The organism is Cypionkella sp. (assembly GCF_030652235.1).
In the GTDB taxonomy this organism is placed as follows: domain Bacteria; phylum Pseudomonadota; class Alphaproteobacteria; order Rhodobacterales; family Rhodobacteraceae; genus Cypionkella.
On sequence record NZ_JAUSBA010000032.1, the window covers coordinates 31,698 to 56,697 of the forward strand.

Here is a 25,000-nt window from a genome sequence, read left to right on the forward strand (position 1 = left end):
CGGGCGACTTCACAAGGTAGGGCGCGGTCCTTGGGCGATAAATCCGACACAAAGACCCGCGACGCAGCACATGTCGCCATCATCATGGATGGCAACGGCCGCTGGGCCACCAATCGCGGTTGGCCGCGTCTTGTCGGTCACCGCAAAGGGGCCGAGCGAGTCAAGCAGATCGTCCGCGCCGCCCCCGAAATTGGCATCCAATGGCTGACGATCTATGCGTTTTCCACCGAGAATTGGAAACGCTCCACCGAAGAAGTCCTTGGCTTGATGTCGATTTTTGCCCGCTACATCGAACGTGAGGCCGATCGTCTGGCGGCTGACGGTGTGCGGATGCGCTTCATTGGCGACCGCAGCAAGCTTGACGCCAAACTGCAACGCTTGATGACCGGGATAGAGGACCGCACCGCCAACCTCACCCGCCTGAACCTGACCGTCGCGATCAATTATGGCGGCCGCGATGAGATCACCCGCACCGTCCGTCATCTGGCGTCCGAGGCTGCCGCTGGCCGCATCGACCCCGCCCAGATCAGCGATGCGATGATCAGCCAACACCTTGATACCAAAGGTCTGCCCGACCCCGATCTGGTGATCCGCACCTCGGGCGAGACCCGGACCTCGAATTTCCTGCCATGGCAGGCCGCCTATGCTGAATATGAATTCACCGAAACCCTGTGGCCCGATTTCACCATCGAAGAGTTGGTCGCCATCCTTGCCCGCTTTGGTCATCGGGATCGCCGTTTTGGCGGCGTGGCCACGGCATGAGCCTGCAATCCGCACAATGGGGCGATCTGAAGCCCCGCGTGATTTCGGCGGCGGTGATGCTGGCAGTCGGCGCAGTAGAAATTTGGCTGGGCGGCTGGTGGTTTCTCATCCTGATCACGCTGCTGACGGCGGTGATGATCTGGGAACTCGCCCGGCTGTCGCAGCCCGCTGAACCCCGCATGGCCCTTGCCATCGCAGCACTTGCCGCCCTGTGCATGATCGCGGATGAAGGCTGGCCGTCGCTCTCGGCGTGGATCGTGTTCCCGCTGGTGCCTTTGGCCTTCATGGCCACACCGCGCCGCCAGCAAAAGGCGGTTGCGGCGATTTCGGTGGCCATTCTGGTTTCAGGACACGGTCTGTTCGTGTTGCGCGATGAGGCGGGAATCATCGCCTTCCTCTGGCTTTTGGGCGTGGTGATTGTCTCGGATGTGATGGGCTATTTTGCCGGACGCATCTTGGGTGGGCCAAAGTTCTGGCCCGCAATCAGCCCGAAGAAAACGTGGTCCGGCACGATTGCGGGCTGGATTGGCGCTGCGGTTTTGGGCGCTTGCTTCGTTGTGGCTGGGTACGGCAGCGTCTGGCTGATTGTGTTGTCTCCTTTTGTCGCCTTCGCAGGCCAGATGGGGGATATTGTGGAAAGCTGGCTGAAACGCCGGGTTGGCGCGAAAGACAGCTCTACTCTGATCCCCGGCCATGGCGGCGTGCTGGATCGGTTTGACGCGCTGACCGGGGCAATGGTGCTGGTGATGCTGCTGACGCGGCTGTTTGACCTGCCGATTGGGGGCTAGATGCGCTCGATTTCGGTTTTCGGTGCCACTGGATCGGTCGGCGAAAGCACATTTGATCTGCTGATGCGCGAGGGCGGGGCGGACGCCTACCGCACCGTTGCTTTGACAGGCGGGCGCAATGTGGCGCGCTTGGCGCAGATGGCGATTGCCCTGCGCGCCGAGATCGCCGTGACGGCGTTTGATGACTGTCTGCCCGCCCTGCGTGACGCTTTGGCGGGCACCGGTATTGCCGTGGCCGCAGGCACCCAAGCCGTGCATGACGCCGCCGACCGCCCCGCCGATTGGGTGATGAGCGCGATTGTCGGTGCTGCTGGCCTTGTGCCGGGGATGCGCGCCTTGCGCCACGGCGGCAAGCTGGCGCTGGCGAACAAGGAAAGCCTTGTCACCGCAGGCCAGTTGCTGATGGCGACGGCGGCGGCGAACGAGGCCACGGTGCTGCCCGTCGATAGCGAACACTCCGCAATCTTTCAGGCCTTGGTGGGCGAGGATATGGCGGCGGTAGAGCGTATCATCCTGACCGCCTCGGGTGGCGCGCTGCGCGATTGGCCGATGGCGCGTCTGGCGGGGGCAACCGTCACCGAAGCCCTCGCGCATCCGAACTGGTCTATGGGCGCACGCATCACCATCGACTCGGCTTCGATGTTTAACAAAGCCTTGGAAGTCATTGAAACCCGTGAGTTTTTCGGCGTAGAGCCTGATCAGATCGAGGTGATCATCCACCCCGAGTCGATCATCCACTCGCTGGTTGGTTTCCGTGATGGCGCGGTGATGGCACATCTGGGCGCGCCCGATATGCGCCACCCCATTGGCTATGCCCTGCATTGGCCGCACCGCCAAACCCTGCCCGTGGCGCGTCTGGACCTTGCCGCTTTGGGCGGTCTGACCTTCCGCGCCCCCGATGAGACCCGCTTTCCTGCGCTGCGTCTGGCACGCGAGGTGATGGCGATCCGTGGCCTTGCTGGCGCTGCCTTCAACGCCGCCAAAGAGATCGCCTTGGATCATTTCATCGCGGGCGAGCTTGGTTTCATGCAGATGGCTGCCGTAGTTGAGGCTACACTTAACCGTGTTTCGTCCGATTGCAGCCTTGGAAATGCCGCCCTCACCCTTGAGGATGTGCTGCAAATGGATCATCTGGCACGGATCAAGGCCGCCGAGGCGGTGAAAAGGATAAAGGGCAGCTAGCGTGGATTTCAGCAGCTTTGCGGCGTCATTTGGCGGTGCGGTTTGGTCGGGCCTGTTCTTCATCGTCGCGGTGGCGGTGATCGTGGCGGTGCATGAATACGGCCATTACATCGTTGGCCGCTGGTCAGGCATCCATGCCGAGGTGTTCAGCTTGGGCTTCGGCCCGGTGGTCTATTCCCGCGTCGACAAACGCGGCACCAAATGGCAGATCGCAGCGCTTCCCATCGGCGGCTATGTGAAATTTTTGGGCGACAAAGACGCAGCCTCGGCCCCCGATCAGGCGGCTCTCAGGGGGCTTTCCGCCGAAGAACGCCGCCACACCATGACGGGCGCGCCGCTGTGGGCCCGTGCCGCGACCGTGGCAGCAGGCCCGATCTTCAACTTCATCCTCGCCCTGATCGTGTTCATCGGCCTGATCACCTACACCGGGGTTGCTACTGATGTCCCCGTGGTGGGCCGCGTCAATGCCTCGCCCTTTGTCGGCCAGACCATCCAACCCGGCGATCAGATTGTGGCGCTGAATGGCACCGCGACGCCGGATATTGAAACGTTCGCCACCACCGCCAACGCATTGCCCGCCGCTGCCACCGTCACCTACAGCATTGAACGGGGTGGCCAAACGCTTGACGTGCAAGGCGCGCATCCGTTTCTGCCGATGGTGGGGGCGGTGATGCCGCGCAACGCCGGCGGTGACGCGGGCATCCAAGTCGGCGACGTGATCATCCAAGCCGCGGGCCAGGATGTCACCGCCTTCAGCCAGCTTCCCGCTTTGGTCGAGGCGACGCAAGGCCAACCCATCGCGCTGAAAATCTGGCGTGCGGGCGAAATCCTCGACCTGACGCTGTCGCCCAACCGCCGCGATCTGCCGAAAGATGGCGGTGGGTTTGAGACACGCTGGATGATCGGCCTGTCGGGCGGCATGTTGTTTCAGCCGCAAACCCGCCAGCCGGGGCCTTGGGAAACCGTCACCCTTGCCGTCGATCAAGCCTATTTCACCGCGAAATCCTCGCTGTCCGGGCTGTGGCACATCGTCACCGGCCAGATCAGCACCTGCAACCTGTCGGGCCCGGTCGGTATGGCCGAGGTGATGGGCGACGCCGCCCGCCAAGGGCTCGTGCAGTTCATCGGTTATCTCGGCATGATGTCGCTGGGCATTGGCTTGCTCAATCTGTTTCCGATCCCGGTGCTCGATGGCGGCCATCTGGTGTTTTTCGCCTACGAGGCGGTGTTCCGCCGCCCGCCGGCACCCGGCGTGATGAATATCCTGATGCTGATCGGGCTTATGGCCGTGCTCAGCTTCATGTTCTTCGCTTTGGGCAATGATTTCACCTGCAAATAAGGCCGGATGAACAGCGCTGGTAAACGACCCCAGCCACAGTGCTGCCACATTCCCGGCGTAGGTTTTTCCCATCGTGTGATGCGGAAAGGGCAAGACCATGCAAGCCGTGATGAAAAGCTATAAAGGCCTGTCGCTTCTGGTTTGGTTGAACTGGGATCGCCTGTTCACCATCGGCACTGTGGTGGTCGGCCTGCTGGCGGGTGCCTTCCTTGGCACTGTATTGGTTCAGCCCTGATCCGCTACGACCAAACGCCCGCCCAGATTATCAGCAAAAGCTTACGATTTTCCCGGCCATCCTTTTGACATTGCTTGCGGTTACAGGTAGTCAGATGCACAGGATTTAGTGTATTCAGGAGCGGCTCATGCGGGAAACAGCAAGCGCAGGTATCACGCGCAAGGGTATGCTCCGGGGTGCCTTACGCCCGACACTGCTTGCAATTCTGCTTTCCAGCGCAATGGTTTCTGAACCGTTCCTCACCCGCGCCCATGCTGAAAGCTACAGCTTCAGCAGCGTCACCGTGGAAGGCAACACCCGCGTCGATGCCGCCACCATCCTGAAATACGCGGGAATCGCCCGCGGTGAGACTTTGCAATCCGGGCAGTTGAACGACGCCTATCAGCGGATTTTTGCCTCAGGTTTGTTCGAAACTGTTGATCTTTTGCCACAGGGCGGCACCTTGTTGATCAAGGTCAAAGAGCTGCCGATGCTGAACGTTGTCGACTTTCAGGGCAACAAGCTGGTCAAAGATGAAAAGCTGACCGAACTGGTCAAATCGAAATCGCGGCTGGTCTATAACCCGGCGCAGGCCGAGGCAGATGCGGCGCAAATCTCGGAAGCCTACCGGGTGCAGGGCCGTCTGGCCGCCACGGTTGACCCGAAAATCATCCGCCGCTCGGACAACCGCGTCGATCTGGTGTTTGAGATCACCGAAGGCAAAGTTGTTGAAAACGAAGGCATTTCCTTTGTCGGCAACCGCTCGTTCAGCGATCGCCGCCTGAAACAAGTGCTGCAAACCAAGCAAGCAGGGTTCCTGCGTCAGTTGATCAAATCCGATACGTTCGTGCCGGAACGGCTGGAAGTCGACAAGCAAATGCTGCGCGATTTCTATATGTCGCGTGGTTACATCGACGTGCAAGTGGTTGACGCCACGGGCCAACTTTCGCGCGAACGCGATGCGACCTTCGTGACCTATACCGTTAAAGAAGGCCAAAGCTGGAAGATCGGTCGCGTCAGCACGGTGTCCGAAGTCGAAGGCGTTGATGCCGCCGAATTTGCCGCTGTGCAAAAGATGCGTTCGGGCGTCACCTATTCGCCCTCGATCATTGAAAACAACATCGCCCGGATGGAAAATCTGGCGCTCCGCAAGGGCCTCAACTTTGTCAGCGTCGAGCCGCGTCTGATCCGCAATGAGCGTGGCCAGACTTTGGACGTCGAATATGTCATCAAGCGCGGTCAGAAGGTCTTCGTTGAACGCATTGATATTGAAGGCAATACCACGACACTCGACCAAGTGGTGCGCCGCCAGTTCCGCACGGTCGAAGGCGACCCCTTCAACCCGCGTGAAATCCGTCAGGCGGCTGAGCGTATTCGCGCGCTTGGCTTCTTCACCGATGCCAAGGTCGATGCCAAACCCGGCAGCAACCCCGATGAAATCGTCGTCAACGTCGATCTCGAAGAAAAACCGACCGGCTCGATCAGCTTTGGCGCAAGCTTTGGCACCACCTCTGGTTTGGGCCTGAACGTTGGCTTCTCGGAAACCAACTTCTTGGGGCGCGGGCAGGCTTTTGCGGTCAATATCTCGACCGCTTCGGATACAAAAGACAGCGGCATCTCGTTTGTAGAACCGGCTTTGCTTGGCCGCGATCTAAAGCTGAAACTGGGCGTCTCGTATAACGAGACCAACAACGCCAGTGCGCTTTATGACACCCGCGCGGTCGGGATCAGCACCGGGCTTGAATTCCCGATTTCCGAGCAATCGCGGCTGGAATTGCGCTATAAGGCGTTTCAGGACACGGTGAAGGATGTGACTTCGACCTCTGCGTTGCTGATCGCCGAGGGCGAGCGTGGCGCTGAATTCGGCTCGGGTCTGGGCTATAGCTACACGTTCGACAACCGCGTCACCGGGCTGAACCCGAAAAGCAGCCTATTGTTCCGCTTTGGGCAAGATTTTGTCGGTCTGGGCGGCGATGCAAAATATGTCGAGACCACCGCGCTGGCCGTGGCGGAAACCAAAGTGTTCAACGAAGACGTCACCCTGCGCGCGGTGTTTGAAGGTGGTGCGACCAACAGCTTTGGCGGCTACGACACCCGCGTCACCGACCGTTACTTTGCCAACGGCAAGATGCGCGGCTTTGACACCAACGGCATCGGCCCGCGAACGGCGGCAGGCGATGCTTTGGGCGGCAATTTCTACGCCACCATGAAGCTAGAGGCCGAATTCCCGCTGGGCCTGCCAGAAGAATACGGCATCACAGGCGGTGTGTTCTACGACATGGGCTCGGTCTGGGGCCTCGACAGCAACCCTGACGGCGTCGACGACAGCGCCCATCTGCGTGCCGCCGTCGGTGTTTCGATCCTGTGGACCACGCCAATCGGCCCGTTGCGGTTTAACTTCTCGAATGCGATCAAGAAAGAAAGCTATGACGAAGAGCAAAGCTTCGATCTGACCATCGCGACGAAATTCTGATGCAACGGCAGGCGGCAGGGCTGGCTTTGGCGCTGCTGCTTGGCATGTTCCCACAGGCCTCAACGGCGCAAAGTGTGGTGCAAAAAACCGCCATCGTGACGCTGGATCAGGATCAGTTGTATCTCGGCACCCAATACGGCCGCGCCCTGCAAGCCAAGTTTGAGTCCGAATCCGCCGCTCTGCTCGCCGAAAACCGCAAGATCGACGCGGCGCTTGAGGCAGAAGAACGCGACCTGACCACCAAACGCACCACGATGACCGCGCAAGATTTCCGCCCCTTGGCCGAAGCATTTGACACCAAAGCCAATGACTTACGTAAAGCCCAAGACGTCAAATCCACCGAACTTGCCAAGTCGCGTGACGCGGACAGGCAGGCGTTCTTTCAGGCCGTCGCCCCGATCTTGGGCGATTACATGGTGGAACGGGGTGCTGTCGCCATCCTGGATAAATCCGCCATCGTGGTCAGCCTTGGTTCGATCGACATCACCAAAGAGGTGATCGCCCGCATCGACACCAGGCTGGGTGATGGCAGCAAACCAGCGGACCCCACACCCGCAGCCCCGATTCCCCCGGCCCCTGCGCCCTAAGCCGTACGGCCGCAGGCTTGTTTCACCCGGCGGTTTTCGCTAGTCAGATCACATGCCCCGCCAAGAGGGCCGCACCCTCGGAGAACCCATGACCGACCAGCCCACGCCCGACCAACCCGCAGCCCCGCTGTCCGCTGACCTCGCACTGATTCAGCGCATCATTCCGCACCGCTACCCGTTCCTGCTGGTCGACAAGGTGCGCGACATCTACCCGAACAAATCCTGCATCGGCATCAAGAACGTCACCTTCAACGAACCGCAGTTCCAAGGCCATTTCCCCGGAATGCCGATCTTCCCCGGCGTGATGATCATTGAAGCCATGGCGCAGACCTCTGGCATCCTCGTCGGCCTGTCGATGGATCTGGTCGATAAAAACGCCACCGTGTTCTTCATGGGCGTCGATGCAGTGAAATTCCGCCGCAAGGTTGTGCCCGGTGATGTGATGGAACTGCATGTCACCGCTTTACGCGGCGGCGGTCGGGTGTGGAAATTCTCCGGTCGCGCCATGGTCGATGGCGAACTCGCCTGCGAGGCCGAATTCATGGCGATGTTCGACGTGCCAAAGAAAGCCTAAGCATGTCCATTCACGGAACCGCCCTTGTCCACCCCTCGGCCTTTGTCGAAGAGGGGGCCACGATTGGCCCCGATTGCTTCATCGGCCCCTTCGCACTGATCGGGGCCGAGGTGACACTGGCCCGCGGCGTCACCGTGAAATCGCATGCCGTGGTGACGGGTTGGACCGAGATCGGCGAAGGCACCACGATTTTCCCCTTCGCCTGTGTCGGCGAAGTGCCGCAAGACCTGAAATTCAACGGCGAGCGTACCCGGCTGATCGTCGGGGCACGCTGCAAAATCCGCGAAGGTGCCACCTTGAACACCGGCACGGCGGGCGGCGGTGGCATCACCCGCATCGGCGATGATTGCCTGTTGATGACAGGCGCGCATATCGGCCACGACGCGCAGCTTGGAAACCGCATCGTGCTCGCCAACCAAGTTGCCATCGCGGGGCACTGCCATATCGGTGACGATGTGATCATCGGCGGGCTGTCGGGCATCCACCAATGGGTGCGCATCGGCCGGGGTGCGATCATTGGCGCGGTCACCATGGTCACCAATGACGTCCTCCCCTATGGCCTCGTGCAAGGCCCGCGCGGCGTCCTTGACGGTTTGAACCTCGTTGGCCTGAAACGGCGCGGCGTCGAGCGCAGCGATATTTCCGCCATGCGCGCCGCCTATCAGGCTTTGGCCCAAGGCGAGGGCTCGTTCCTTGACCGCGCCCGCCGTCTGGCAGAAGAAACCGACAGCGATTACGTGCGTGAGATGACCGATTTCATTCTCTCCGCCACCGACCGTTCGTTCCTGACGCCAAAATGAGCAAGCTTGCGATCATCGCCGGGCAGGGTGCTTTGCCCGCTGCTTTGGTGGCCGTGCTGCCAGATCGCCCGATGATCTGCGCGCTGGACGGTTTCGCGCCCGAAGGCCTAGAGGTCGATCAGATCTTTCGCGTCGAACGCCTCGCTCTATTCCTGCGCAGCTTGGAAGACCAAGGCATCGCCCAAGTGATCTTCGCAGGCGCCGTGCAGCGTCCCCGCCTAGACCCTTCGCTGTTTGATCCGCAAACCGCGCAAATGGTGCCGCGCCTGCTCGCCGCCATGCAAGCCGGAGACGACGCCACCCTGCGCGAAGTCATCGCGATCTTCGAGGAAGCGGGCTTTGCGGTGGTAGGCGTCGAAGCCATCGCCCCCGCACTGCTGCCCGCCGCAGGCGTGCTTGCCGGAACCCTTACCCCCCAGCATGAATCCGACGCCGCCCGCGCCGAAGCCATCACCGCCGCCCTTGGTGCGGTTGATGTCGGGCAGGGCTGCGTCGTGGCCCAAGGCCTTTGCCTCGCGGTCGAGGCGCTGCCCGGCACCGATGCCATGCTCGTAAGCCTTAGCCAAATCGCAGCCAACCTGCGCCCGAAAGGCGGCCTCTATTATAAAGCCGCCAAACCCGGCCAAGACCGCCGCATTGATCTGCCCACCATCGGCGTGCAAACCATCCGCCTTGCGGCCGAGGCTGGCCTGTCTGGCATCGCCTTCCAGGCAGGCTCGGTGATCTGCCTTGATCTGGCCGCCATGATCACGGCGGCACAGGCAAACGGCCTGTTGCTATGGGCGCGCTAAGCCTGTTCCTGATCGCAGGCGAACCCTCTGGTGATCGCCTTGGCGCGGCGCTGATGGCAGGGCTGAAAACCCTGCACCCCGATGTACAATTCCAAGGCGTTGGCGGCCCGTTGATGCAGGCCGAAGGCCTTAACAGCCTGTTCCCGATGGAAGAACTTTCGATCATGGGCATCGCGGAAGTGCTGCCGAAGTATTTCCACCTCAAACGCCGCATCCGTGAAACCGCCGCTGCCGCGTTGACCGCAAACCCGTCGGCGATGATCACCATAGACTCCCCCGACTTCTGCCTGCGCGTCGCAAAGATTGTCAAAGCCGCCAATCCGACCCTGCGCACCATCCACTACGTCGCGCCTTCGGTCTGGGCATGGCGCCCCGGTCGCGCCGCCAAAATGGCGAAAGTCATCGACCACGTCCTCGCTTTGCTGCCGTTCGAGCCGCCCTATATGACCGCCGCAGGCATGACCTGCGATTTCGTCGGTCACCCTGTCGTGTCCGAAGCCCTCGCCACGCCCACGGAGGCCGCCCAACTCGCAGGCCAAGGCCCATTGATCCTAACCCTCCCCGGCTCGCGCAAAGGCGAAGTCACCCGTCTCGCCCCGGTGATCGGTGAAACTCTCGCCCTGATAAAAGCCCAACACCCCAACGCCCGCGTCGCCCTGCCCACCGTGCGCGGCGTCGAAGCTCTGGTGCGCAGCCTGACCGCCACATGGCCGATCCAACCTCAGATCATCACCGATCCCGCCCTGAAACGCGCCGCCTTCGCTGCGGCAGATGTGGCGATTGCCGCTTCTGGCACTGTGTCCTTGGAACTTGCGGCCAACAACTGCCCGATGGTGATCGCCTACGACATGCACCCGCTCACGCTCTGGCTGATGCGCCGCGCCGCCCTGATTGACACTGTAACTTTGGTCAACCTCGTCTCAGAGACCCGCACCGTCCCCGAATTCATCGGCGAAAACTGCAAGCCTGCCCTGATCGCCCCGGCCCTAGTCAATCTTCTGGAAAACCCGCACAGCCAAGACGCCGCTATGCACCTCACCATGCAACGCTTGGGGCAGGGGTTCGAGCCCCCCGGCCTGCGCGCGGCAAAATCCGTCCTCGCCGCCCTGCCGGGCCAAATTCTCTAAACTTTAATTAAAATTTGCTTTCATCTTGGCGAAAATACTCCACGGGGGGCCGGGGGTGTGAAACCCCCGGCTAAGGCCAGCCCCTTGCGCTACACATTCCATTAACCAAGAACCCATCTCGCCGAAATAACCCAATATTATCAATGGTCCCGAGTTGGGACCCTCACCGCCCGCGCCAAATCCAGCCGCCGCCAAACACCCGGCTGCCCTCCAGCGCATAGAACACACAAGCCTGCCCCGGCGACACCCCATCCTCTGGATCGAGCAATTCCACCATTGCCTCGGTCGCGGAAATAGGCCGCACCACCGCAGGCCGCGGTGGCCGTGTCGAGCGCACCTTCACATTCAAATGCCACTCCGCACGGCTTTCAAACGCCTCATCGCCCAACCAGTTGATCTCGCGCAGCGGTATCACCCGCGTCGACAAAGCCTCCTTCGGCCCAACGATCACCTGCCGCAAAGCCGGATCCAGCTTCACCACATAAAGCGGATCACCCAACCCCCCGATCCCCAGCCCCTTGCGCTGCCCGATCGTGTAATGAATGACCCCGCGATGCTGCCCCAGCACCCGCCCCGCCTGATCGACAATATCCCCCGGATCCGCCGAACCGGGGCGCAGCTTCTCAATCACCGCCGCATAATCGCCGTTCGGCACGAAGCAAATATCCTGACTGTCCGGCTTATCCGCCACCGACAGCCCATATTTTGCCGCCAATGCCCGCGTTTCCGCCTTCGACCCGAGATGCCCCAAAGGAAACCGCAGGTAATCCAACTGCTCCGCCGTGGTTGAGAACAGGAAATAACTCTGATCGCGGTTCGCATCTGTCGCCATATGCAGTTCTGGCCCATCGCCAACTTTGCGCTGAATATAATGCCCCGTCGCCATGCAATCGGCGTTCAAATCCTTCGCGGTCGCCAGCAAATCCTTAAACTTCACCCGCTCGTTGCAGCGAATACACGGCACCGGAGTAGCCCCCGCCAGATAGGCGTCGGCAAATTCCTCAATCACCGCCTCGCGAAAGGTGTTCTCATAATCCAGAACGTAATGCGGGAACCCCATAAGTTCCGCCACTCGCGCCGCGTCATGGATATCGCGCCCGGCACAGCACGCGCCCTTTTTCGCCAGTGCCGCGCCATGATCATACAGCTGCAAGGTGACGCCGACCACGTCATAGCCTTCTTCGGCCAGTTGTGCTGCCACGACCGAGCTGTCAACGCCGCCCGACATGGCAACGACGACGCGGGTCTCTGCGGGGGGCTTGGCGAAACCAAGCGAGTTCAACGGCTGATCAAACATCATAAAATCCGGGGAGTAGGGCGGCATTGAAGCCATTCGGTCACAATATAAGAAAATGCCACCTACTCTCAACCCCCGGCTTTACGCTTGTTTAAGCCCGTTCCGCCAAACTGCCCCGGCATGAACGAGGAAGCCAAGATGTATCTCAAGAAAGTTGATGGCCCCCGGCAGGTCACTCTGCCCGATGGCAGCATCCTGACGCGCGCCGATTTACCACCTGCCGATACCCAACGTTGGGTGGCCAGTCGCAAGGCTGTGGTGGTCAAAGCCGTGATTTATGGCCTGATCACCGAGGCGGAGGCGTTGGAACGCTATGCTTTGTCAGAGGAAGAATTCGTGCTCTGGCGGCAAGCGGTTGAAACCCATGGCGAAAAAGCCCTGCGCGTCACAACACTTCAAAAGTACCGACAACTTTAGATTGTTTTTGGGATTCATACGGTCACAGTAACGTGTAGTTAACCATTGCCAGCCAAAGTCATTCACGAACAAGACCCTGTGACCGGAGCCTCAGAATGCGAATCTTACTGGTTGAAGACGATCCCACCACATCCCGTAGTATAGAATTGATGCTGACCCACGCGAACTTGAATGTTTATTGCACCGATTTGGGTGAAGATGGCATCGATTTGGCGAAACTTTATGACTACGATCTGATTCTTCTGGATCTTAACCTGCCCGATATGTCCGGGCATGAGGTGCTGCGGCAGTTGCGCCTTGCGCGGATCGAGACGCCGATTTTGATTCTCTCGGGGTCTGATGATACCGAGAACAAGATCAAAGGCTTTGGGTTTGGCGCCGATGATTACCTCACCAAGCCGTTCCATCGTGAAGAATTGGTGGCGCGCATTCATGCGATCATCCGGCGCTCCAAGGGCCACAGCCAGTCGGTGATCAAGACCGGGCGGGTCAATGTCAATCTGGATGCCAAGACGGTGGATGTCGAAGGCGCGACGGTGCATCTGACCGGCAAAGAATATCAGATGTTGGAATTGCTGTCCCTGCGCAAAGGCACCACGCTGACCAAAGAGATGTTCCTGAACCATCTTTATGGCGGCATGGATGAGCCCGAGCTGAAGATCATCGACGTATTCATCTGCAAGCTGCGCAAAAAGCTGGCAGAGGCGACGGGCGGCACCAATTACATCGAAACCGTCTGGGGCCGTGGCTATGTGCTGCGCGATCCAAGCCCGGCTTTGGCCCCGCGGTTGGTCGCCAGCGCTTGATCAAAGCTTTGCCTGCGCTTGCCCATTTCCTGCCCGCCGCATAACTTGGGCGAAACGGAAATGGGGGCGGCAATGGCGGTGGATCTTGAGCAGTTGACCGAGGCCGAAGCCCGCGTGGAACTCGCACGGCTGGCCGAAGCGATTGCGGCAGCCAACCGCGCCTATCACACCCTGGACGCGCCAGAGCTGTCTGATGCCGAGTTTGATGCGCTGAAACGCCGAAATCTGGCGCTTGAAGCGCGGTTTCCGGCCTTGAAACGCAGCGATAGCCCGTCCGAGCAGGTCGGCGCTGGCGTGGCGGATGGCTTTGGCAAAGTCGCGCATGCGGTTCGGATGCTGTCGCTGGAGAATGCGTTTGAAGACGGCGACATCGCCGATTTTGACGAACGGGTGCGCAAGTATCTCGGTGCAGATAGCGCGTTGTCCTACACCGCCGAACCCAAGATCGACGGGTTGTCCCTATCTTTGCGCTATGAAAACGGCGTGCTGGTGCAGGCGGCCACACGCGGTGATGGCGAAGTTGGCGAGAATGTCACCGAAAACGCCCGCACCATCACGGATATACCGCAGCAGTTGACCGATGCGCCACAGCTGTTGGAAGTGCGCGGCGAGGTCTATATGAGCCATGTCGATTTCGCCGCTTTGAACCAAAGGCAGGCGGAAAAGGCAGAGAAAATCTTCGCCAATCCGCGCAATGCTGCGGCAGGCAGCCTGCGGCAACTGGATGCCAGCATCACCGCCGCCCGGCCGTTGCGGTTTTTTGCCTATGCCTGGGGGGCGTTGTCTGCGCCGCTGGCGGCCACCCAATTTGGCGCGATTGAGCGGCTTAACCAGTTGGGATTTAAAACAAACCCGCTGACCGTGCTTTGCGCGGGCCCCGAGGAGATGTTGGCGCAGTATCGCCATATCGAGGTCCATCGGGCGGCTTTGGGCTATGACATCGACGGCGTTGTCTACAAGGTCAACGATCTTGGCTTGCAAGCGCGGCTGGGCTTCCGCTCCGCCACCCCCCGCTGGGCGATTGCGCATAAATTCCCGGCCGAGCTGGCTTGGACCCGGCTGGAGGCGATCGACATTCAGGTCGGCCGCACCGGGGCGCTATCGCCGGTGGCGCGGCTGGCGCCGGTGACGGTCGGCGGCGTCGTAGTGTCGAACGCGACGCTGCACAATGAAGATTACATCGCCGGGCGCGGCGCCAAGGGCAACCCGATCCGCGAGGGCCGCGACATCCGCGTTGGCGACTGGGTGCAGGTGTATCGTGCGGGCGATGTGATCCCAAAGATTGCCGATGTGGACCTAGAGCGCCGCGACGACAACGCGCAACCTTATGTTTTTCCGGGTATTTGCCCGGAATGTGGCTCGGTTGCGCATCGCGAACCCGGCGATGCGGTGCGCCGCTGTACCGGCGGTCTGATCTGCCCGGCGCAGGCGGTGGAGCGGTTGAAACATTTCGTCTCGCGCGGGGCGTTTGACATTGAAGGCTTGGGTGCCAAGCAGATTGAAATGTTTTTTCATGATGCCGATCTGCCGGTGAAAACCCCAGCGGATATTTTTACCCTCGCGGCACGTGACGAGGCCAACGGTCTGAAAAGGCTGAAAAATCGCGATGGATTTGGCGAAGTTTCCGCAAAGAAACTGTTCGCGGCGATTGAGGTCAAGCGCAACATCCCGCTGGATCGGCTGATCTTTGGCCTTGGCATCCGCCATGTTGGCGAGGCTGCGGCAAGCCTGCTTGCGCGACATTATACCACTTGGCATGCCTTCGAGGCAGCGATCACCCACGCTTTGCCGGGCAGCGCGGAATGGGCCGAACTGATTTCGATTGATGGTGTGGGGGCGGTGCTGGCGGGTTCGCTGGTGGCGGCATTTCAAAACGGCTCAGAGCGCGCGGCGATTGACGCTTTGGTAGCCCAGCTTTCCGTGCAATCCGTGCAAGCCCGCGCGCCGGTGGACAGCCCGGTTGCCGGAAAAACCGTGGTGTTCACTGGCACGCTGGAAAAGATGACGCGGGCAGAAGCGAAAACGCGGGCCGAGGCTTTGGGGGCCAAGGTTGCGGGCTCGGTCTCGGCCAAAACCGATCTGCTGATTGCCGGGCCGGGCGCGGGGTCGAAAGCGAAAGATGCCGAAAAACATGGGGTTAAGGTGATTGATGAAGACGGCTGGCTGGCCCTGATAGGTCAGGCATGAGCCGCCCGGAAATTCTGTTTCCGCTGTTTGCCGGGTTAGAGACTTTGGACGGTGTTGGCCCGAAAACCGCGCAGGCCTTTGCGCTTTTGGGGGTGGAAAAGCCGAAAGACCTGCTGTTTTTACTGCCACATTCCGCTGTGGACCGTTCGCGCAAAGCCTCGATCCGCGATGTCGTGCCACCCTGCACGGTAACGGTCGAGGTCGAGGTCGGCAGCCATTTCCCGCCCCGGCAAAAAGGCCGCCCCTACCGGGTGATGGTGCGCGATGCGGCGCTGGAGTTCCAACTGGTGTTTTTCCATGCGCGCGGCGACTATCTGCAAAAGCTGTTGCCGACAGGCCAGCGCCGTCTGGTATCTGGCAAGGTCGAACTCTTTGATAGTATTGCGCAAATGGTGCACCCGGATCATGTGTTGCGCCCCGAAGAGGCCGGCGAGTTGCCGTTGTTTGAGCCGGTCTACCCCTTGACCGCTGGCGTTACCCAACGGCAAGTCGCCAAAGCTGCGGCCTCGGCATTGGCACGCGCGCCGCTGGTGCCAGAGTGGATCGACCCCAACCTGAAGGCGCGTGAGGCTTGGCCGGATTGGCGTGCAGCCTTGGAAACAGCCCATGCGCCACAGGATCAGGCGGGCTTGGCGTTCACGCATCCCGCCCGGCAACGTCTTGCTTATGATGAACTTTTTGCCCATCAACTGACGCTGTCCCTGGCCCGCGCGCATCTGCGCCGGGGCAATGGTGTGGCAAGCGTAGGCTCTGGCGCACTTCACGCCAAAGTTTTGGCCGCGCTGCCTTATGCGCCGACAGCCGCACAAACCCGGGCCGTGGCCGAGATTGCGCAAGATATGGCCCAGCCGTTGCGAATGAACCGTTTGTTGCAGGGCGACGTCGGATCTGGCAAAACCTTGGTGGCCTTCCTCGCGCTGCTGACGGCGGTGGAGGCGGGCGGGCAGGGCGTGCTGATGGCCCCGACCGAAATTCTGGCGCGCCAGCACCGAGAGGGCTTGCTGCCTTTGGCCGAGGCTGCGGGCATCCGTTTAGAGCTGTTGACCGGGCGCGACAAGGGCGCAGAGCGTGCGGCCAAACTGGCGGCCTTGCTGGATGGCCAAATTCAGATCCTACTGGGCACCCATGCGGTGTTTCAAAAGGATGTGCATTTTCATGACCTTCGTCTTGCTGTGGTCGATGAGCAGCATCGCTTTGGCGTCTCACAACGTATGGAGCTTGGCGCGAAAGGGCAGGCGGTGGATGTGCTGGTGATGACCGCCACGCCGATCCCGCGCAGTCTGGCGTTGGCCAGTTACGGCGATATGGATGTCTCGGTGCTGGATGAAAAGCCCGCAGGGCGCAAGCCGATCAAGACGGTGATGATTTCCGGCACGCGGATGGATGAGGTGGTGGGCCACCTCGCCCGCGCCGTGGCCGAGGGGCGGCAGGCCTATTGGGTCTGCCCCTTGGTCGAGGAATCCGAGCTGGTCGATTATGCCAGTGCGGTGGAACGGTTCGAGTCGCTGCGCGCGGCTTTGGGCGATGTGGTGGGGCTGGTGCATGGCCAGATGCCGGTGGCCGAGAAAGACGCCGCGATGGCGCGGTTCGTGGCCGGGATAACCAAGATTTTGGTGGCCACAACCGTGATCGAGGTCGGGGTTAATGTGCCGAATGCCTCGATCATGGTGATCGAGCGCGCCGAAATCTTTGGTCTGGCGCAGTTGCACCAGTTGCGCGGCAGGGTCGGGCGCGGCAGCGTCGAGTCTACATGCCTGCTGGTCTATCAAGCGCCGCTTTCGGAAAGTGGCGCGCGGCGCTTGAAGGTGATCCGCGACACCGAAGACGGCTTTCGGATCTCTGAAGAAGATCTGTCGATGCGCGGCGCGGGCGATCTGATCGGCACCGCGCAATCCGGCCTGCCACGCTTCCGGGTCGCCGATCTGGAGCGGCAAGCCGGGCTGATGGCCGTCGCACAATCAGACGCACGCGCGTTGTTGGCGGTGGACCCTGATCTGAGCAGCCCACGCGGCAAGGCTGCCCGTGTGCTATTATGGCTGTTGGATCAAGATCGTGCGATAAAACTGATCTCTGTCGGCTGAAACCTCACAATCTTGTGTCTGGGGATTGGGAACCAAAGCGTTCTGCATGGGTTGTGTTCTCATAAGTTCACAAATGTTCTTACAAAGTTCTTTACATGCGGTTAAGAACATGAGAACAATATGGCAACAACCAAACGGAGGTCGCAATGTTCACCGAGATTATCGAAATCCTGAAACGGTCCAACTCCAGCCTTATGGCCGAAGCTGTTGGAGTTGTTTCGCTGTTTGCGCTGCTTTTCGCCGGATTGGGCATGTCTGGTACGCTTTGAAGGTTCTGCCTGCGGTCTTGTCGAACCGGGCCTGCGCATCTGTCCCCACGTGATGCGCCGCGTGGCTGCCCAGCCACTGCCTTGGTGAAAGAACGCCACTTTCCGCCGCCATCCGATTGGATGTGCGGCGGTTTTTTTATGCGGCCTCTGCTTGCGCGGCAGCCTCGCAGGCGGCGTCCAGCGCCAAAAGAATAGAGGCGTGGCGATTCTTATACGCGCGCGCTGGGATTAATACTTCGTAACCTTGAAACGGGGCTGCGGGCACCGCGCCATTGTCTTTCAACATGGCGCGCAGCATCTCGCGCGCGGCCTCCAGTTCTGCAAGGCTTCGGCCCAGAATCACCTCACCCAAGATCGCCGCCGAGGCCTGACCCAGCGCACAGGCTTTCACATCCTGCCCGAAATCGACAACACGGCCGTCTTTCATCACCACATCGACAGTCACCATTGATCCGCACAGCGGCGAACGCTTGCGCGCAGTCCCGGTTGGCGCGGGCAGGCGGCCCAGATGCGCAATATCGGCGGCCAGCGCCAAAATCCGCCCTGAATAGAGTGTGACAAGATCGCTGTCGCTGGATCTGACGAGATCACTATCGCTCATGGCTTCCCCTTTTCTAACCCGCAAGATAAGCCGATAGAACGCCTTCGCCAAGGAGAAGCCGATGCAATTCGACCCCACAACGCTGACTTATGACGCCAACGGCCTGATTCCCTGCATTGCACAGGATCACGCTTCGGGTGAGGTGCTGATGATGGCCTGGATGAGCGCGGAATCGCTGGCGCGCACGCTGGAATCCGGGGCGATGACCTATTGGTCGCGTTCGCGGGCCAAGTTTTGGGCCAAGGGTGAAACCTCGGGCCATGTGCAGCGTTTGGTCGAACTGCGGGTTGATTGCGACCGCGATTGTCTGCTGGCACTGGTGACGCAAGTGGGTCCGGCCTGCCACACCAATCGGCGCAGTTGCTTTTACACCGCGGTGCGGGACGGCGGCGAGGTGGTGATTTCCGAACCTTTATAGCCCAACCATACGGCGAATATCGGCGGGCGTCGCGCCTTCGGCACGGTATTTCGACAAAGCTCGGGCATCGTCGCGCTTGGCCAGCCGCTTGCCGTGATCGTCGCGGATCAGGCGATGATGGTGGTAGATTGGCGTAGGCAGACCCAGAAGCCGTTGTAAAAATACGTGAATTCGTGTGGCTTCCGATAGGTCGGCGCCGCGCACCACATGAGTCATGCCTTGTGCAGCATCATCCAGCACCACCGACAGGTGATAAGACGTGCCCATATCGCGGCGCGCGATGACGAAATCACCAACCTCTGTCTGCATATCCTCGGGCGAAAACGCGATAAGCCCGGATTGGCCGTTCGGACCAATCCCGGTTTCGCGATAGGATGTCTGCCAATGCCCACCGCCATGCGCATTGTCGATCCTATGTTCAAAAACCAGATTAGCCGCGATGCAGCCCAAATCGAGCCGAAGATTGGCGTCATTGGGCCTCGGATAGGTTTCGGGAAAGCTCCGCTCGAAAGCCATTTCGCTGCGGCATGTGCCGGGGTAGATTATGCCATCTGGGCCAACAGGAACTTCAGCGCCTTCTTGCGGTGCGGAAAGTGCTGTTTCGATATCGCGACGTGTGCAGCGACAGGGATAGATCAGCCCGCGCAGCCAAAGACCATCAAGCGCCTTTCTATAGTCAACAAGCCGATCTGACTGGCGCTGCGGCGCCTCGTCCCACCAGATGCCAAGCCATTGCAAATCCTCATAAATTTGGATTTCCCATTCTGGCTTGCTGCGGCTGCGATCAATATCCTCAATCCGCAACAGAAATTTCCCACCCTCGGCAACTGCCATGTCATGCGCCAACATCGCCGAATAGGCATGACCCAGATGTAGGGGGCCAGTGGGTGAGGGCGCAAAGCGGGTTACGAAAGCCATTCCGTGAACGATTCTTTTGCGCGGTCGGTATAGGCTTTGTAGCGGTCTTTGCGCCCTTTGCGGCCACCGCGGGCATCGATCGGGGGAAACAGCCCGAAGTTGACGTTCATCGGCTGGAAGGTTTTCGCGTCGGCCCCGCCAGTGATGTGGGTGATCAGCGCGCCCATCGCAGTATCTGGCGGCGGCGGCGGCAATAGGCGGCCTTGCAATTCTGCGGCGGCCATCCGGCCCGCCAGCAACCCCATCGCCGAGGATTCGACATAGCCTTCCACCCCGGTAATCTGCCCGGCAAAGCGGATATTGGGCCGTGATTTAAGCCGCATTTGATCATCCAGCAAGGTGGGTGAGTTGATGAAGGTATTGCGGTGGATGCCGCCCAACCGGGCAAAGCTGGCGTCGTGCAGCGCGGGAATCATTTTGAAAACAGCGGTTTGCGCGCCGTGTTTCATCTTGGTCTGAAAACCGACGATGTTGTAAAGCGTGCCCAATTTGTTGTCGCGGCGCAGTTGCACCACGGCATAGGGCTTCATCGGATTGTGCGGGTTGGTCAGCCCCACCGGCTTCATCGGACCAAAGCGCAACGTCTCGCGTCCGCGTTCCGCCATCACCTCAATCGGCAAACATCCGTCGAAGTAGCCTGCAGTTTCGCCCTCATGAAACTCGGTTTTCTCGGCCGCCAGCAGGGCGTCGATGAAGGCGTAGTATTCGTCCTTGGTCATCGGGCAATTCATATAGGCGGTCTGTTCTTCCACCGTCTCGCCCTTATCGTAGCGGCTTTGCATCCAGGCCAGCGACATATCCACCGATTCCGCATAGACAATCGGCGCAATCGCGTCGAAAAACGCCAAAGCATCGGCCCCGGTCGCGGCACGGATGCTTTGCGCTAGTGCGCCCGAGGTCAAAGGCCCGGTGGCGATGATCCAACTGCCTTGATCTGGCAGTTCGGTCACTTCCTCAAACGACGAGGAAATCAGCGGATGCGCGTTCAGCTTTGCTGTCACAGCCTCGGCAAACGGGTCACGGTCCACCGCCAGCGCGCCGCCTGCGGGCAAACGATGCGTCTCGGCCATCGCCATGATCAACCCATTGGCCGCCCGCATTTCCCAATGCAAAAGCCCCACAGCGTTGCGTTCATCATCATCTGAGCGGAACGAATTTGAGCAGACCATTTCGGCAAAATTACCGGTCCTGTGCGCGAAAGTGCCCACCTGAGGCCGCATCTCGTGGATCACCACGCGCACGCCTTGCTCTGCCGCTTGCCAAGCTGCTTCTGATCCGGCCATGCCGCCGCCGATGATGTGCAATTCTTGTGTCATAGCCGCGATGTAGCCCTGCATGCCGCCCAGATCAAGGTGGCACTAGATCAAGGCGATGCGTTCGCGTTGCGCTGCATCGGGGAAACGGCGATAGAGCCCAACCTCAATCTGCGCGATCATCTGATGCATGTGGTCATATCGTCGCTCGGCGGCCTCATCCGGGGTGGAAAGCGCTGCGAACGCCGCATCAAGGTCGGCCAAGCCTCCGACGTCAATTTCCAGCAGAAAATCGGTATGCGTGCCAGAGGCCAGCCTGAATTTGCGCCGCAACAACCGCCAATCCAGGATCAGCCCTTGGGTTTTCAGATAGCTCATCCAAGCCGCAACCGCCGCCGCAAAGGCCAAAGCGCGGGCACCGTCTTTCAGCTCGATCATGCAGTGATAGATGTTCATGCCGCCTCCTGTCCGCATCAGGAAAGCAGCAATTTGTTGCCAAGCCGTTAAGCGGGCATAAAAAAGGACCGAGGTTTCCCCCGGCCCATCCGCAAACTTTCGTTCAATTCAGCGCTTGTCGACAGCCACAGCACCCGCGCCATGCGCGAACAGCATCAGGAAACCGCCTGCAATCGCCAAGTTCTTCAGGAAATTGGTCATTTGCGCCGGATCGGACGGATTGTGATACAGCACAGCCGCGACGATGCAGAATCCAGCGCCCAGCAGTGCCATAATCCGGGTCTGGAAGCCGAGAAGTATCGACGCACCCAAGGCCAACTCGAAAATAATCGCGGGCCAAGCCAACATCGGCGGCAGACCAGCCGAGGCCATATAGCCCGCAAAACCAGCAACGTCGCTCAGTTTGCCAAAGCCTGCGATCAAAAACAGCGCGGCGATGAAGATGCGCGCAACCAGCGGGGCGTAGGGAGAGAGTTTATCCATGATTGATCTTGATATCCGTTTGCTACGGCCAAGCCCGATATTGGGTTTCGGCATCTGAACGGGTTTAACCTGCGGCAGTTTTGCATGAAATAGGTGTCAGCGCGCGCGTGATCTGCGGGGATGCACAGAAAACCGATCAGTTTTTGGGGCGCGCCCACAGCTTTAGACGATGCTGTTGCGCAAATGCCTCAGGATTGTCGCCCAAATCATATCCCAGACTTGCGGCTTTCTCAAAAAACCCCGGTGCAGGTAGACCCTGCGCCAACCGCCCCGCGCACAAAGCCGCACGCAAAGGTTTACCCGCTGCGGCATCTGTTTCCATCAGGGTTTCAAGCGCTTGCGTCAGTTTCGCAATCGCACCGGGGCCGGGAATCGCCAGATCGCGCGCGAGTTGGCCGTAGGTGGTGGTCTGTTGAAGCGCGGCCAGTTCAGCCAGCCGCGCCTCAAGATTATTCATCAGCCTGTTCAGCAACCCGTGCCACGGAAACCACTTCTTCACCTTTTCCGGTGTTGAATACCTTCACCCCGCCTGCGGAACGCGAGCGGAACGAGATTTGGTCAACGGGCACCCGGATGGATTGCCCGGTGGAGGTGGCAAGCATGATTTGATCGCTCATATCGACCGGGAACGAGGCCACCAGCGACCCGCCGCGCATCGCGCCGTCCATCGCTTTGACGCCCATACCGCCGCGCCCACGCACCGGATAATCGTGGCTGGAGCTGAGCTTACCAGACCCCGAAGTGGTGATGGTCAGGATCAGATCTTCGGCCGCAGACATCTCAGCGTAGCGTTCGGTGGAAAGCTGACCCGCGCTGACGGCGTCTTCATCGTCATCCGCCTCTGCATCATCCTCAACGGCCCCCGCCATCAGGCGACGCTGCTTGAGATAAGCCGCGCGTTCATCAGGTTCGGCCTCAAAATGCCGGATGATCGACATCGACACCACTTTGTCGTCTTTGCCCAAACGCACACCGCGCACGCCCGTCGAGCCCCGCGATTTGAACACGCGGATTTCCTGGGTCGAGAAGCGAATGGCCCGCCCGCCCGCCGTCACCAGCATGATGTCGTCGTTCTCATCGGCAATCGCCGCGTTCACCAAGAACACGCCTTCCGGCAGTTTCATCGCGATTTTGCCGTTGCGCATCACATTGGTGAAATCCGACAGATCGTTCTGCCGCACATCGCCGTCGCTGGTCGCAAACACGATTTGCAGGTCTTGCCAGTCGGCCTCGGGTGCGTCCACAGGCATCAACGCGGCAATGCTAACCCCTTGCGTGATTGGCAGAATATTCACCATCGCCTTGCCTTTGGCCGTCCGCCCCGCCAAGGGCAAGCGCCAGGTTTTCAGCTTGTAGACCATGCCATCGGTGGTGAAAAACAGCAGATTCGTGTGGGTATTGGCGACGAAAAGCGTGGTGACCACGTCGTCTTCCTTGGTCGCCATCGACGACAATCCCTTGCCGCCCCGGTTCTGGCTGCGAAAGTCGATCAGCGGCGTGCGCTTGATATAGCCGCCAGAGGTGATGGTGACGACCATATCCTCGCGCTCGATCAGGTCTTCGTCTTCCATATCGCCGGCCCAATCGACGATTTCGGTGCGGCGCGGCACCGCAAACATCGACTTCACTTCGCTGAGTTCGGTCGAAATGATCGCCATGATCCGTTCACGCGAGCCCAGAATCTCAAGGTAATCCTTGATCTTACCGGCCAGCTCTTGCAGCTCGTCGGTGATCTCTTTCACCCCCATCGCGGTCAGGCGTTGCAGGCGCAGATCCAAAATCGCGCGGGCTTGCAGTTCTGACAGGTTATAGGTGCCGTCGTCGTTGATCGGATGGCTTGGGTCATCAATCAGCTTGATATAGGGGATGATTTCCCCGGCAGGCCAGCGCCGCGTCATCAGCCGTTCGCGCGCTTCCGCAGGGTCCGCCGACGAGCGGATGGTTGCCACCACCTCATCAACGTTGGAAACCGCAACCGCCAAACCGCACAGGATGTGGCTGCGTTCGCGGGCGCGGCGCAACTCATACGCGGTGCGGCGCGCTACAACTTCCTCGCGGAAGGTGATGAAATGTCTCAGAAAATCGGCAAGCGTCAGTTGTTCAGGCCGCCCGCCGTTCAGCGCCAACATGTTACAACCAAACGAGGTTTGCATCGGCGTAAAGCGATAAAGCTGGTTCAACACCACATCCGCTGTCGCGTCGCGTTTCAGCTCAATCACCACCCGCACGCCGATCCGGTCGGATTCATCCTGCACATGGGCGATGCCTTCGATCTTCTTCTCGCGCACTTGTTCGGCGATAATCTCGATCATCCGGGCTTTGTTGACCTGATACGGCACCTCGTCGATGATGATCGCAAAGCGGCCAGAGCGAATTTCTTCAATCCGGGTTTTGGCGCGGATAATCACCGAACCACGGCCCTCCAGATAGGCTTTGCGCGCGCCAGCCCGGCCCAGAATCGTCGCCCCTGTCGGGAAATCCGGGGCAGGGATGATTTCCATCAACTGCTCAATGCTGATGTCCGGATTGGCGATCATCGCCAAAGTGCCGTCGATCACTTCGCCCAGGTTATGCGGTGGGATGTTGGTGGCCATACCCACCGCAATACCACCCGCGCCATTGACCAGCATGTTGGGGAACCGCGCCGGCAGCACAGTCGGCTCGCGGTCTTTGCCATCATAATTGTCTTGGAAATCAACGGTGTCTTTGTCGATATCCGCCAAAAGGAACGCCGCAGGCTTGTCCATCCGCACTTCGGTATAGCGCATCGCCGCCGCGGTATCGCCGTCCATCGAACCGAAATTGCCCTGCCCATCCAGCAAAGGCAGGCTCATCGAGAACGGCTGCGCCATCCGCACCAGCGCATCATAAATCGCAGAATCGCCATGCGGGTGGTATTTGCCCATCGTATCGCCAACCGGGCGCGCCGATTTGCGGTAAGGCTTGTCGTGGCCGTTGTTGGTCTCGTGCATCGCAAACAAAATCCGCCGATGCACCGGTTTCAAGCCATCGCGCAGGTCAGGGATCGCGCGGCTCACGATCACGCTCATCGCGTAATCGAGATAGGCGGTTTTCATCTCGGCGGCGATGTCGATCTGCGGCCCGTCATGCGCCATGCGGATCGGTTTTTCGTCAGCCGTTTCAGGGGTTTCCGGAGTGTCGGTCACTTGGGCCGCG

General features: G+C 60.1%; 25 protein-coding genes. 17 read left to right on the top strand and 8 right to left on the bottom strand.

Annotated features, from left to right (window positions below; translation table 11 throughout):
• Window positions 1-84: 84 nt before the first annotated feature.
• The 11 genes from uppS to lpxB all read left to right on the top strand — a co-directional run bounded on the left by uppS (window position 85) and on the right by lpxB (window position 10,637).
• On the top strand, window positions 85-762 hold the full coding sequence (gene uppS / locus Q7V03_RS09790; protein ID WP_370651101.1) for a polyprenyl diphosphate synthase: 678 nt from the start codon (window positions 85-87) through the stop codon (window positions 760-762).
• Window positions 759-1,550, top strand: a complete 792-nt coding sequence (locus Q7V03_RS09795) for a phosphatidate cytidylyltransferase (RefSeq protein ID WP_304925415.1) — start codon at window positions 759-761, stop codon at window positions 1,548-1,550. The genes uppS and Q7V03_RS09795 overlap by 4 nt, the downstream gene beginning before the upstream one ends.
• Window positions 1,551-2,732 (top strand): 1-deoxy-D-xylulose-5-phosphate reductoisomerase, encoded by a 1,182-nt coding sequence (dxr, locus tag Q7V03_RS09800; protein WP_304925416.1) that lies wholly within the window; start codon window positions 1,551-1,553, stop codon window positions 2,730-2,732.
• A 1-nt stretch (window position 2,733) separates the two neighbouring features.
• Entirely contained in the window at window positions 2,734-4,071 is a 1,338-nt protein-coding gene (gene rseP, locus Q7V03_RS09805; RefSeq protein ID WP_304925417.1) for an RIP metalloprotease RseP, read from the top strand.
• A 97-nt stretch (window positions 4,072-4,168) separates the two neighbouring features.
• Window positions 4,169-4,306, top strand: a complete 138-nt coding sequence (locus tag Q7V03_RS09810; protein WP_304925418.1) for a hypothetical protein — start codon at window positions 4,169-4,171, stop codon at window positions 4,304-4,306.
• Window positions 4,307-4,433: 127 nt separating this feature from the next.
• Window positions 4,434-6,758 (top strand): outer membrane protein assembly factor BamA, encoded by a 2,325-nt coding sequence (gene bamA, locus Q7V03_RS09815; RefSeq protein WP_304925419.1) that lies wholly within the window; start codon window positions 4,434-4,436, stop codon window positions 6,756-6,758.
• Window positions 6,758-7,345 (top strand): OmpH family outer membrane protein, encoded by a 588-nt coding sequence (locus Q7V03_RS09820; protein ID WP_304925420.1) that lies wholly within the window; start codon window positions 6,758-6,760, stop codon window positions 7,343-7,345. Before bamA ends, Q7V03_RS09820 begins: the two co-directional genes overlap by 1 nt.
• An 88-nt stretch (window positions 7,346-7,433) precedes the next feature.
• A complete protein-coding gene (fabZ, locus tag Q7V03_RS09825; protein WP_304925421.1) occupies window positions 7,434-7,919 on the top strand; it encodes a 3-hydroxyacyl-ACP dehydratase FabZ in 486 nt (161 codons plus the stop codon).
• A gap of 2 nt (window positions 7,920-7,921) precedes the next feature.
• Window positions 7,922-8,719, top strand: a complete 798-nt coding sequence (lpxA, locus tag Q7V03_RS09830) for an acyl-ACP--UDP-N-acetylglucosamine O-acyltransferase (protein ID WP_304925422.1) — start codon at window positions 7,922-7,924, stop codon at window positions 8,717-8,719.
• Entirely contained in the window at window positions 8,716-9,510 is a 795-nt protein-coding gene (locus tag Q7V03_RS09835) for an LpxI family protein (protein WP_304925423.1), read from the top strand. Before lpxA ends, Q7V03_RS09835 begins: the two co-directional genes overlap by 4 nt.
• Complete coding sequence (gene lpxB / locus Q7V03_RS09840) at window positions 9,498-10,637, top strand: lipid-A-disaccharide synthase (RefSeq protein ID WP_304925424.1); 1,140 nt, start codon at window positions 9,498-9,500, stop codon at window positions 10,635-10,637. Before Q7V03_RS09835 ends, lpxB begins: the two co-directional genes overlap by 13 nt.
• A 163-nt stretch (window positions 10,638-10,800) precedes the next feature.
• Here the strand turns inward: lpxB and mnmA are convergent, their stop codons facing one another.
• On the bottom strand, window positions 10,801-11,934 hold the full coding sequence (gene mnmA, locus Q7V03_RS09845; RefSeq protein WP_304925425.1) for a tRNA 2-thiouridine(34) synthase MnmA: 1,134 nt from the start codon (window positions 11,932-11,934) through the stop codon (window positions 10,801-10,803).
• A 138-nt stretch (window positions 11,935-12,072) separates the two neighbouring features.
• Here mnmA and Q7V03_RS09850 point away from each other — a divergent pair, with 138 nt between their 5' ends.
• The 5 genes from Q7V03_RS09850 (at window position 12,073) to Q7V03_RS09870 (ending at window position 17,694) form a co-directional block, all read left to right on the top strand.
• Window positions 12,073-12,351, top strand: coding sequence for a DUF1153 domain-containing protein (locus tag Q7V03_RS09850; protein WP_304925426.1), 279 nt, complete (start codon window positions 12,073-12,075; stop codon window positions 12,349-12,351).
• 95 nt (window positions 12,352-12,446) lie between these two features.
• Window positions 12,447-13,157: a response regulator transcription factor CtrA gene (gene ctrA, locus Q7V03_RS09855; RefSeq protein WP_304925427.1), complete on the top strand. Its 711-nt coding sequence runs from the start codon at window positions 12,447-12,449 to the stop codon at window positions 13,155-13,157.
• Window positions 13,158-13,229: 72 nt separating this feature from the next.
• On the top strand, window positions 13,230-15,344 hold the full coding sequence (gene ligA / locus Q7V03_RS09860; protein WP_304925428.1) for an NAD-dependent DNA ligase LigA: 2,115 nt from the start codon (window positions 13,230-13,232) through the stop codon (window positions 15,342-15,344).
• Window positions 15,341-17,425: an ATP-dependent DNA helicase RecG gene (recG, locus tag Q7V03_RS09865; RefSeq protein ID WP_304925429.1), complete on the top strand. Its 2,085-nt coding sequence runs from the start codon at window positions 15,341-15,343 to the stop codon at window positions 17,423-17,425. Before ligA ends, recG begins: the two co-directional genes overlap by 4 nt.
• 146 nt (window positions 17,426-17,571) lie before the next feature.
• Window positions 17,572-17,694, top strand: coding sequence for a hypothetical protein (locus Q7V03_RS09870; protein ID WP_304925430.1), 123 nt, complete (start codon window positions 17,572-17,574; stop codon window positions 17,692-17,694).
• Window positions 17,695-17,830: 136 nt separating this feature from the next.
• On the opposite strand, the gene Q7V03_RS09875 is transcribed toward Q7V03_RS09870, so the two are convergent.
• On the bottom strand, window positions 17,831-18,295 hold the full coding sequence (locus Q7V03_RS09875) for an iron-sulfur cluster assembly scaffold protein (RefSeq protein WP_304925431.1): 465 nt from the start codon (window positions 18,293-18,295) through the stop codon (window positions 17,831-17,833).
• Window positions 18,296-18,356: 61 nt separating this feature from the next.
• Between Q7V03_RS09875 and hisI the strand changes: the two genes are divergently transcribed.
• Entirely contained in the window at window positions 18,357-18,713 is a 357-nt protein-coding gene (gene hisI, locus Q7V03_RS09880; RefSeq protein ID WP_304925432.1) for a phosphoribosyl-AMP cyclohydrolase, read from the top strand.
• Here hisI and gluQRS read toward each other — a convergent pair.
• From gluQRS to gyrA, 6 genes are all read right to left on the bottom strand, one after another.
• Window positions 18,708-19,631, bottom strand: a complete 924-nt coding sequence (gluQRS, locus tag Q7V03_RS09885) for a tRNA glutamyl-Q(34) synthetase GluQRS (RefSeq protein WP_304925433.1) — start codon at window positions 19,629-19,631, stop codon at window positions 18,708-18,710. The genes hisI and gluQRS overlap by 6 nt on opposite strands.
• Window positions 19,619-20,947, bottom strand: coding sequence for a methylenetetrahydrofolate--tRNA-(uracil(54)-C(5))-methyltransferase (FADH(2)-oxidizing) TrmFO (gene trmFO, locus Q7V03_RS09890; RefSeq protein ID WP_304925478.1), 1,329 nt, complete (start codon window positions 20,945-20,947; stop codon window positions 19,619-19,621). Before trmFO ends, gluQRS begins: the two co-directional genes overlap by 13 nt.
• Before the next feature lie 42 nt (window positions 20,948-20,989).
• On the bottom strand, window positions 20,990-21,340 hold the full coding sequence (locus tag Q7V03_RS09895) for a DUF6614 family protein (RefSeq protein WP_304925434.1): 351 nt from the start codon (window positions 21,338-21,340) through the stop codon (window positions 20,990-20,992).
• 108 nt (window positions 21,341-21,448) lie between these two features.
• A complete protein-coding gene (locus Q7V03_RS09900) occupies window positions 21,449-21,823 on the bottom strand; it encodes a DoxX family protein (RefSeq protein ID WP_304925435.1) in 375 nt (124 codons plus the stop codon).
• A 136-nt stretch (window positions 21,824-21,959) separates the two neighbouring features.
• The gene (locus tag Q7V03_RS09905) at window positions 21,960-22,280 is read right to left on the bottom strand and encodes a hypothetical protein (RefSeq protein ID WP_304925436.1); all 321 of its coding nucleotides are present in this window, start codon (window positions 22,278-22,280) and stop codon (window positions 21,960-21,962) included.
• On the bottom strand, window positions 22,273-24,990 hold the full coding sequence (gene gyrA / locus Q7V03_RS09910; RefSeq protein ID WP_304925437.1) for a DNA gyrase subunit A: 2,718 nt from the start codon (window positions 24,988-24,990) through the stop codon (window positions 22,273-22,275). The genes Q7V03_RS09905 and gyrA overlap by 8 nt, the downstream gene beginning before the upstream one ends.
• Window positions 24,991-25,000 lie beyond the last annotated feature (10 nt).

Coding starts and splice junctions, on each gene's coding strand:
- Q7V03_RS09795 (WP_304925415.1), top strand. CDS start 759: ATGAGCCTGCAATCCGCACAATGGGGCGATCTGAAGCCCCGCGTGATT.
- lpxB (WP_304925424.1), top strand. CDS start 9,498: ATGGGCGCGCTAAGCCTGTTCCTGATCGCAGGCGAACCCTCTGGTGAT.
- mnmA (WP_304925425.1), bottom strand. CDS start 11,934: ATGTTTGATCAGCCGTTGAACTCGCTTGGTTTCGCCAAGCCCCCCGCA.
- gluQRS (WP_304925433.1), bottom strand. CDS start 19,631: ATGGCTTTCGTAACCCGCTTTGCGCCCTCACCCACTGGCCCCCTACAT.
- Q7V03_RS09895 (WP_304925434.1), bottom strand. CDS start 21,340: ATGAACATCTATCACTGCATGATCGAGCTGAAAGACGGTGCCCGCGCT.
- fabZ (WP_304925421.1), top strand. CDS start 7,434: ATGACCGACCAGCCCACGCCCGACCAACCCGCAGCCCCGCTGTCCGCT.
- Q7V03_RS09900 (WP_304925435.1), bottom strand. CDS start 21,823: ATGGATAAACTCTCTCCCTACGCCCCGCTGGTTGCGCGCATCTTCATC.
- Q7V03_RS09850 (WP_304925426.1), top strand. CDS start 12,073: ATGTATCTCAAGAAAGTTGATGGCCCCCGGCAGGTCACTCTGCCCGAT.
- ligA (WP_304925428.1), top strand. CDS start 13,230: ATGGCGGTGGATCTTGAGCAGTTGACCGAGGCCGAAGCCCGCGTGGAA.
- bamA (WP_304925419.1), top strand. CDS start 4,434: ATGCGGGAAACAGCAAGCGCAGGTATCACGCGCAAGGGTATGCTCCGG.
- Q7V03_RS09810 (WP_304925418.1), top strand. CDS start 4,169: ATGCAAGCCGTGATGAAAAGCTATAAAGGCCTGTCGCTTCTGGTTTGG.
- Q7V03_RS09870 (WP_304925430.1), top strand. CDS start 17,572: ATGTTCACCGAGATTATCGAAATCCTGAAACGGTCCAACTCCAGCCTT.
- trmFO (WP_304925478.1), bottom strand. CDS start 20,947: ATGACACAAGAATTGCACATCATCGGCGGCGGCATGGCCGGATCAGAA.
- recG (WP_304925429.1), top strand. CDS start 15,341: ATGAGCCGCCCGGAAATTCTGTTTCCGCTGTTTGCCGGGTTAGAGACT.
- Q7V03_RS09835 (WP_304925423.1), top strand. CDS start 8,716: ATGAGCAAGCTTGCGATCATCGCCGGGCAGGGTGCTTTGCCCGCTGCT.
- uppS (WP_370651101.1), top strand. CDS start 85: ATGGATGGCAACGGCCGCTGGGCCACCAATCGCGGTTGGCCGCGTCTT.
- hisI (WP_304925432.1), top strand. CDS start 18,357: ATGCAATTCGACCCCACAACGCTGACTTATGACGCCAACGGCCTGATT.
- Q7V03_RS09820 (WP_304925420.1), top strand. CDS start 6,758: ATGCAACGGCAGGCGGCAGGGCTGGCTTTGGCGCTGCTGCTTGGCATG.
- Q7V03_RS09905 (WP_304925436.1), bottom strand. CDS start 22,280: ATGAATAATCTTGAGGCGCGGCTGGCTGAACTGGCCGCGCTTCAACAG.
- ctrA (WP_304925427.1), top strand. CDS start 12,447: ATGCGAATCTTACTGGTTGAAGACGATCCCACCACATCCCGTAGTATA.
- lpxA (WP_304925422.1), top strand. CDS start 7,922: ATGTCCATTCACGGAACCGCCCTTGTCCACCCCTCGGCCTTTGTCGAA.
- Q7V03_RS09875 (WP_304925431.1), bottom strand. CDS start 18,295: ATGAGCGATAGTGATCTCGTCAGATCCAGCGACAGCGATCTTGTCACA.
- dxr (WP_304925416.1), top strand. CDS start 1,551: ATGCGCTCGATTTCGGTTTTCGGTGCCACTGGATCGGTCGGCGAAAGC.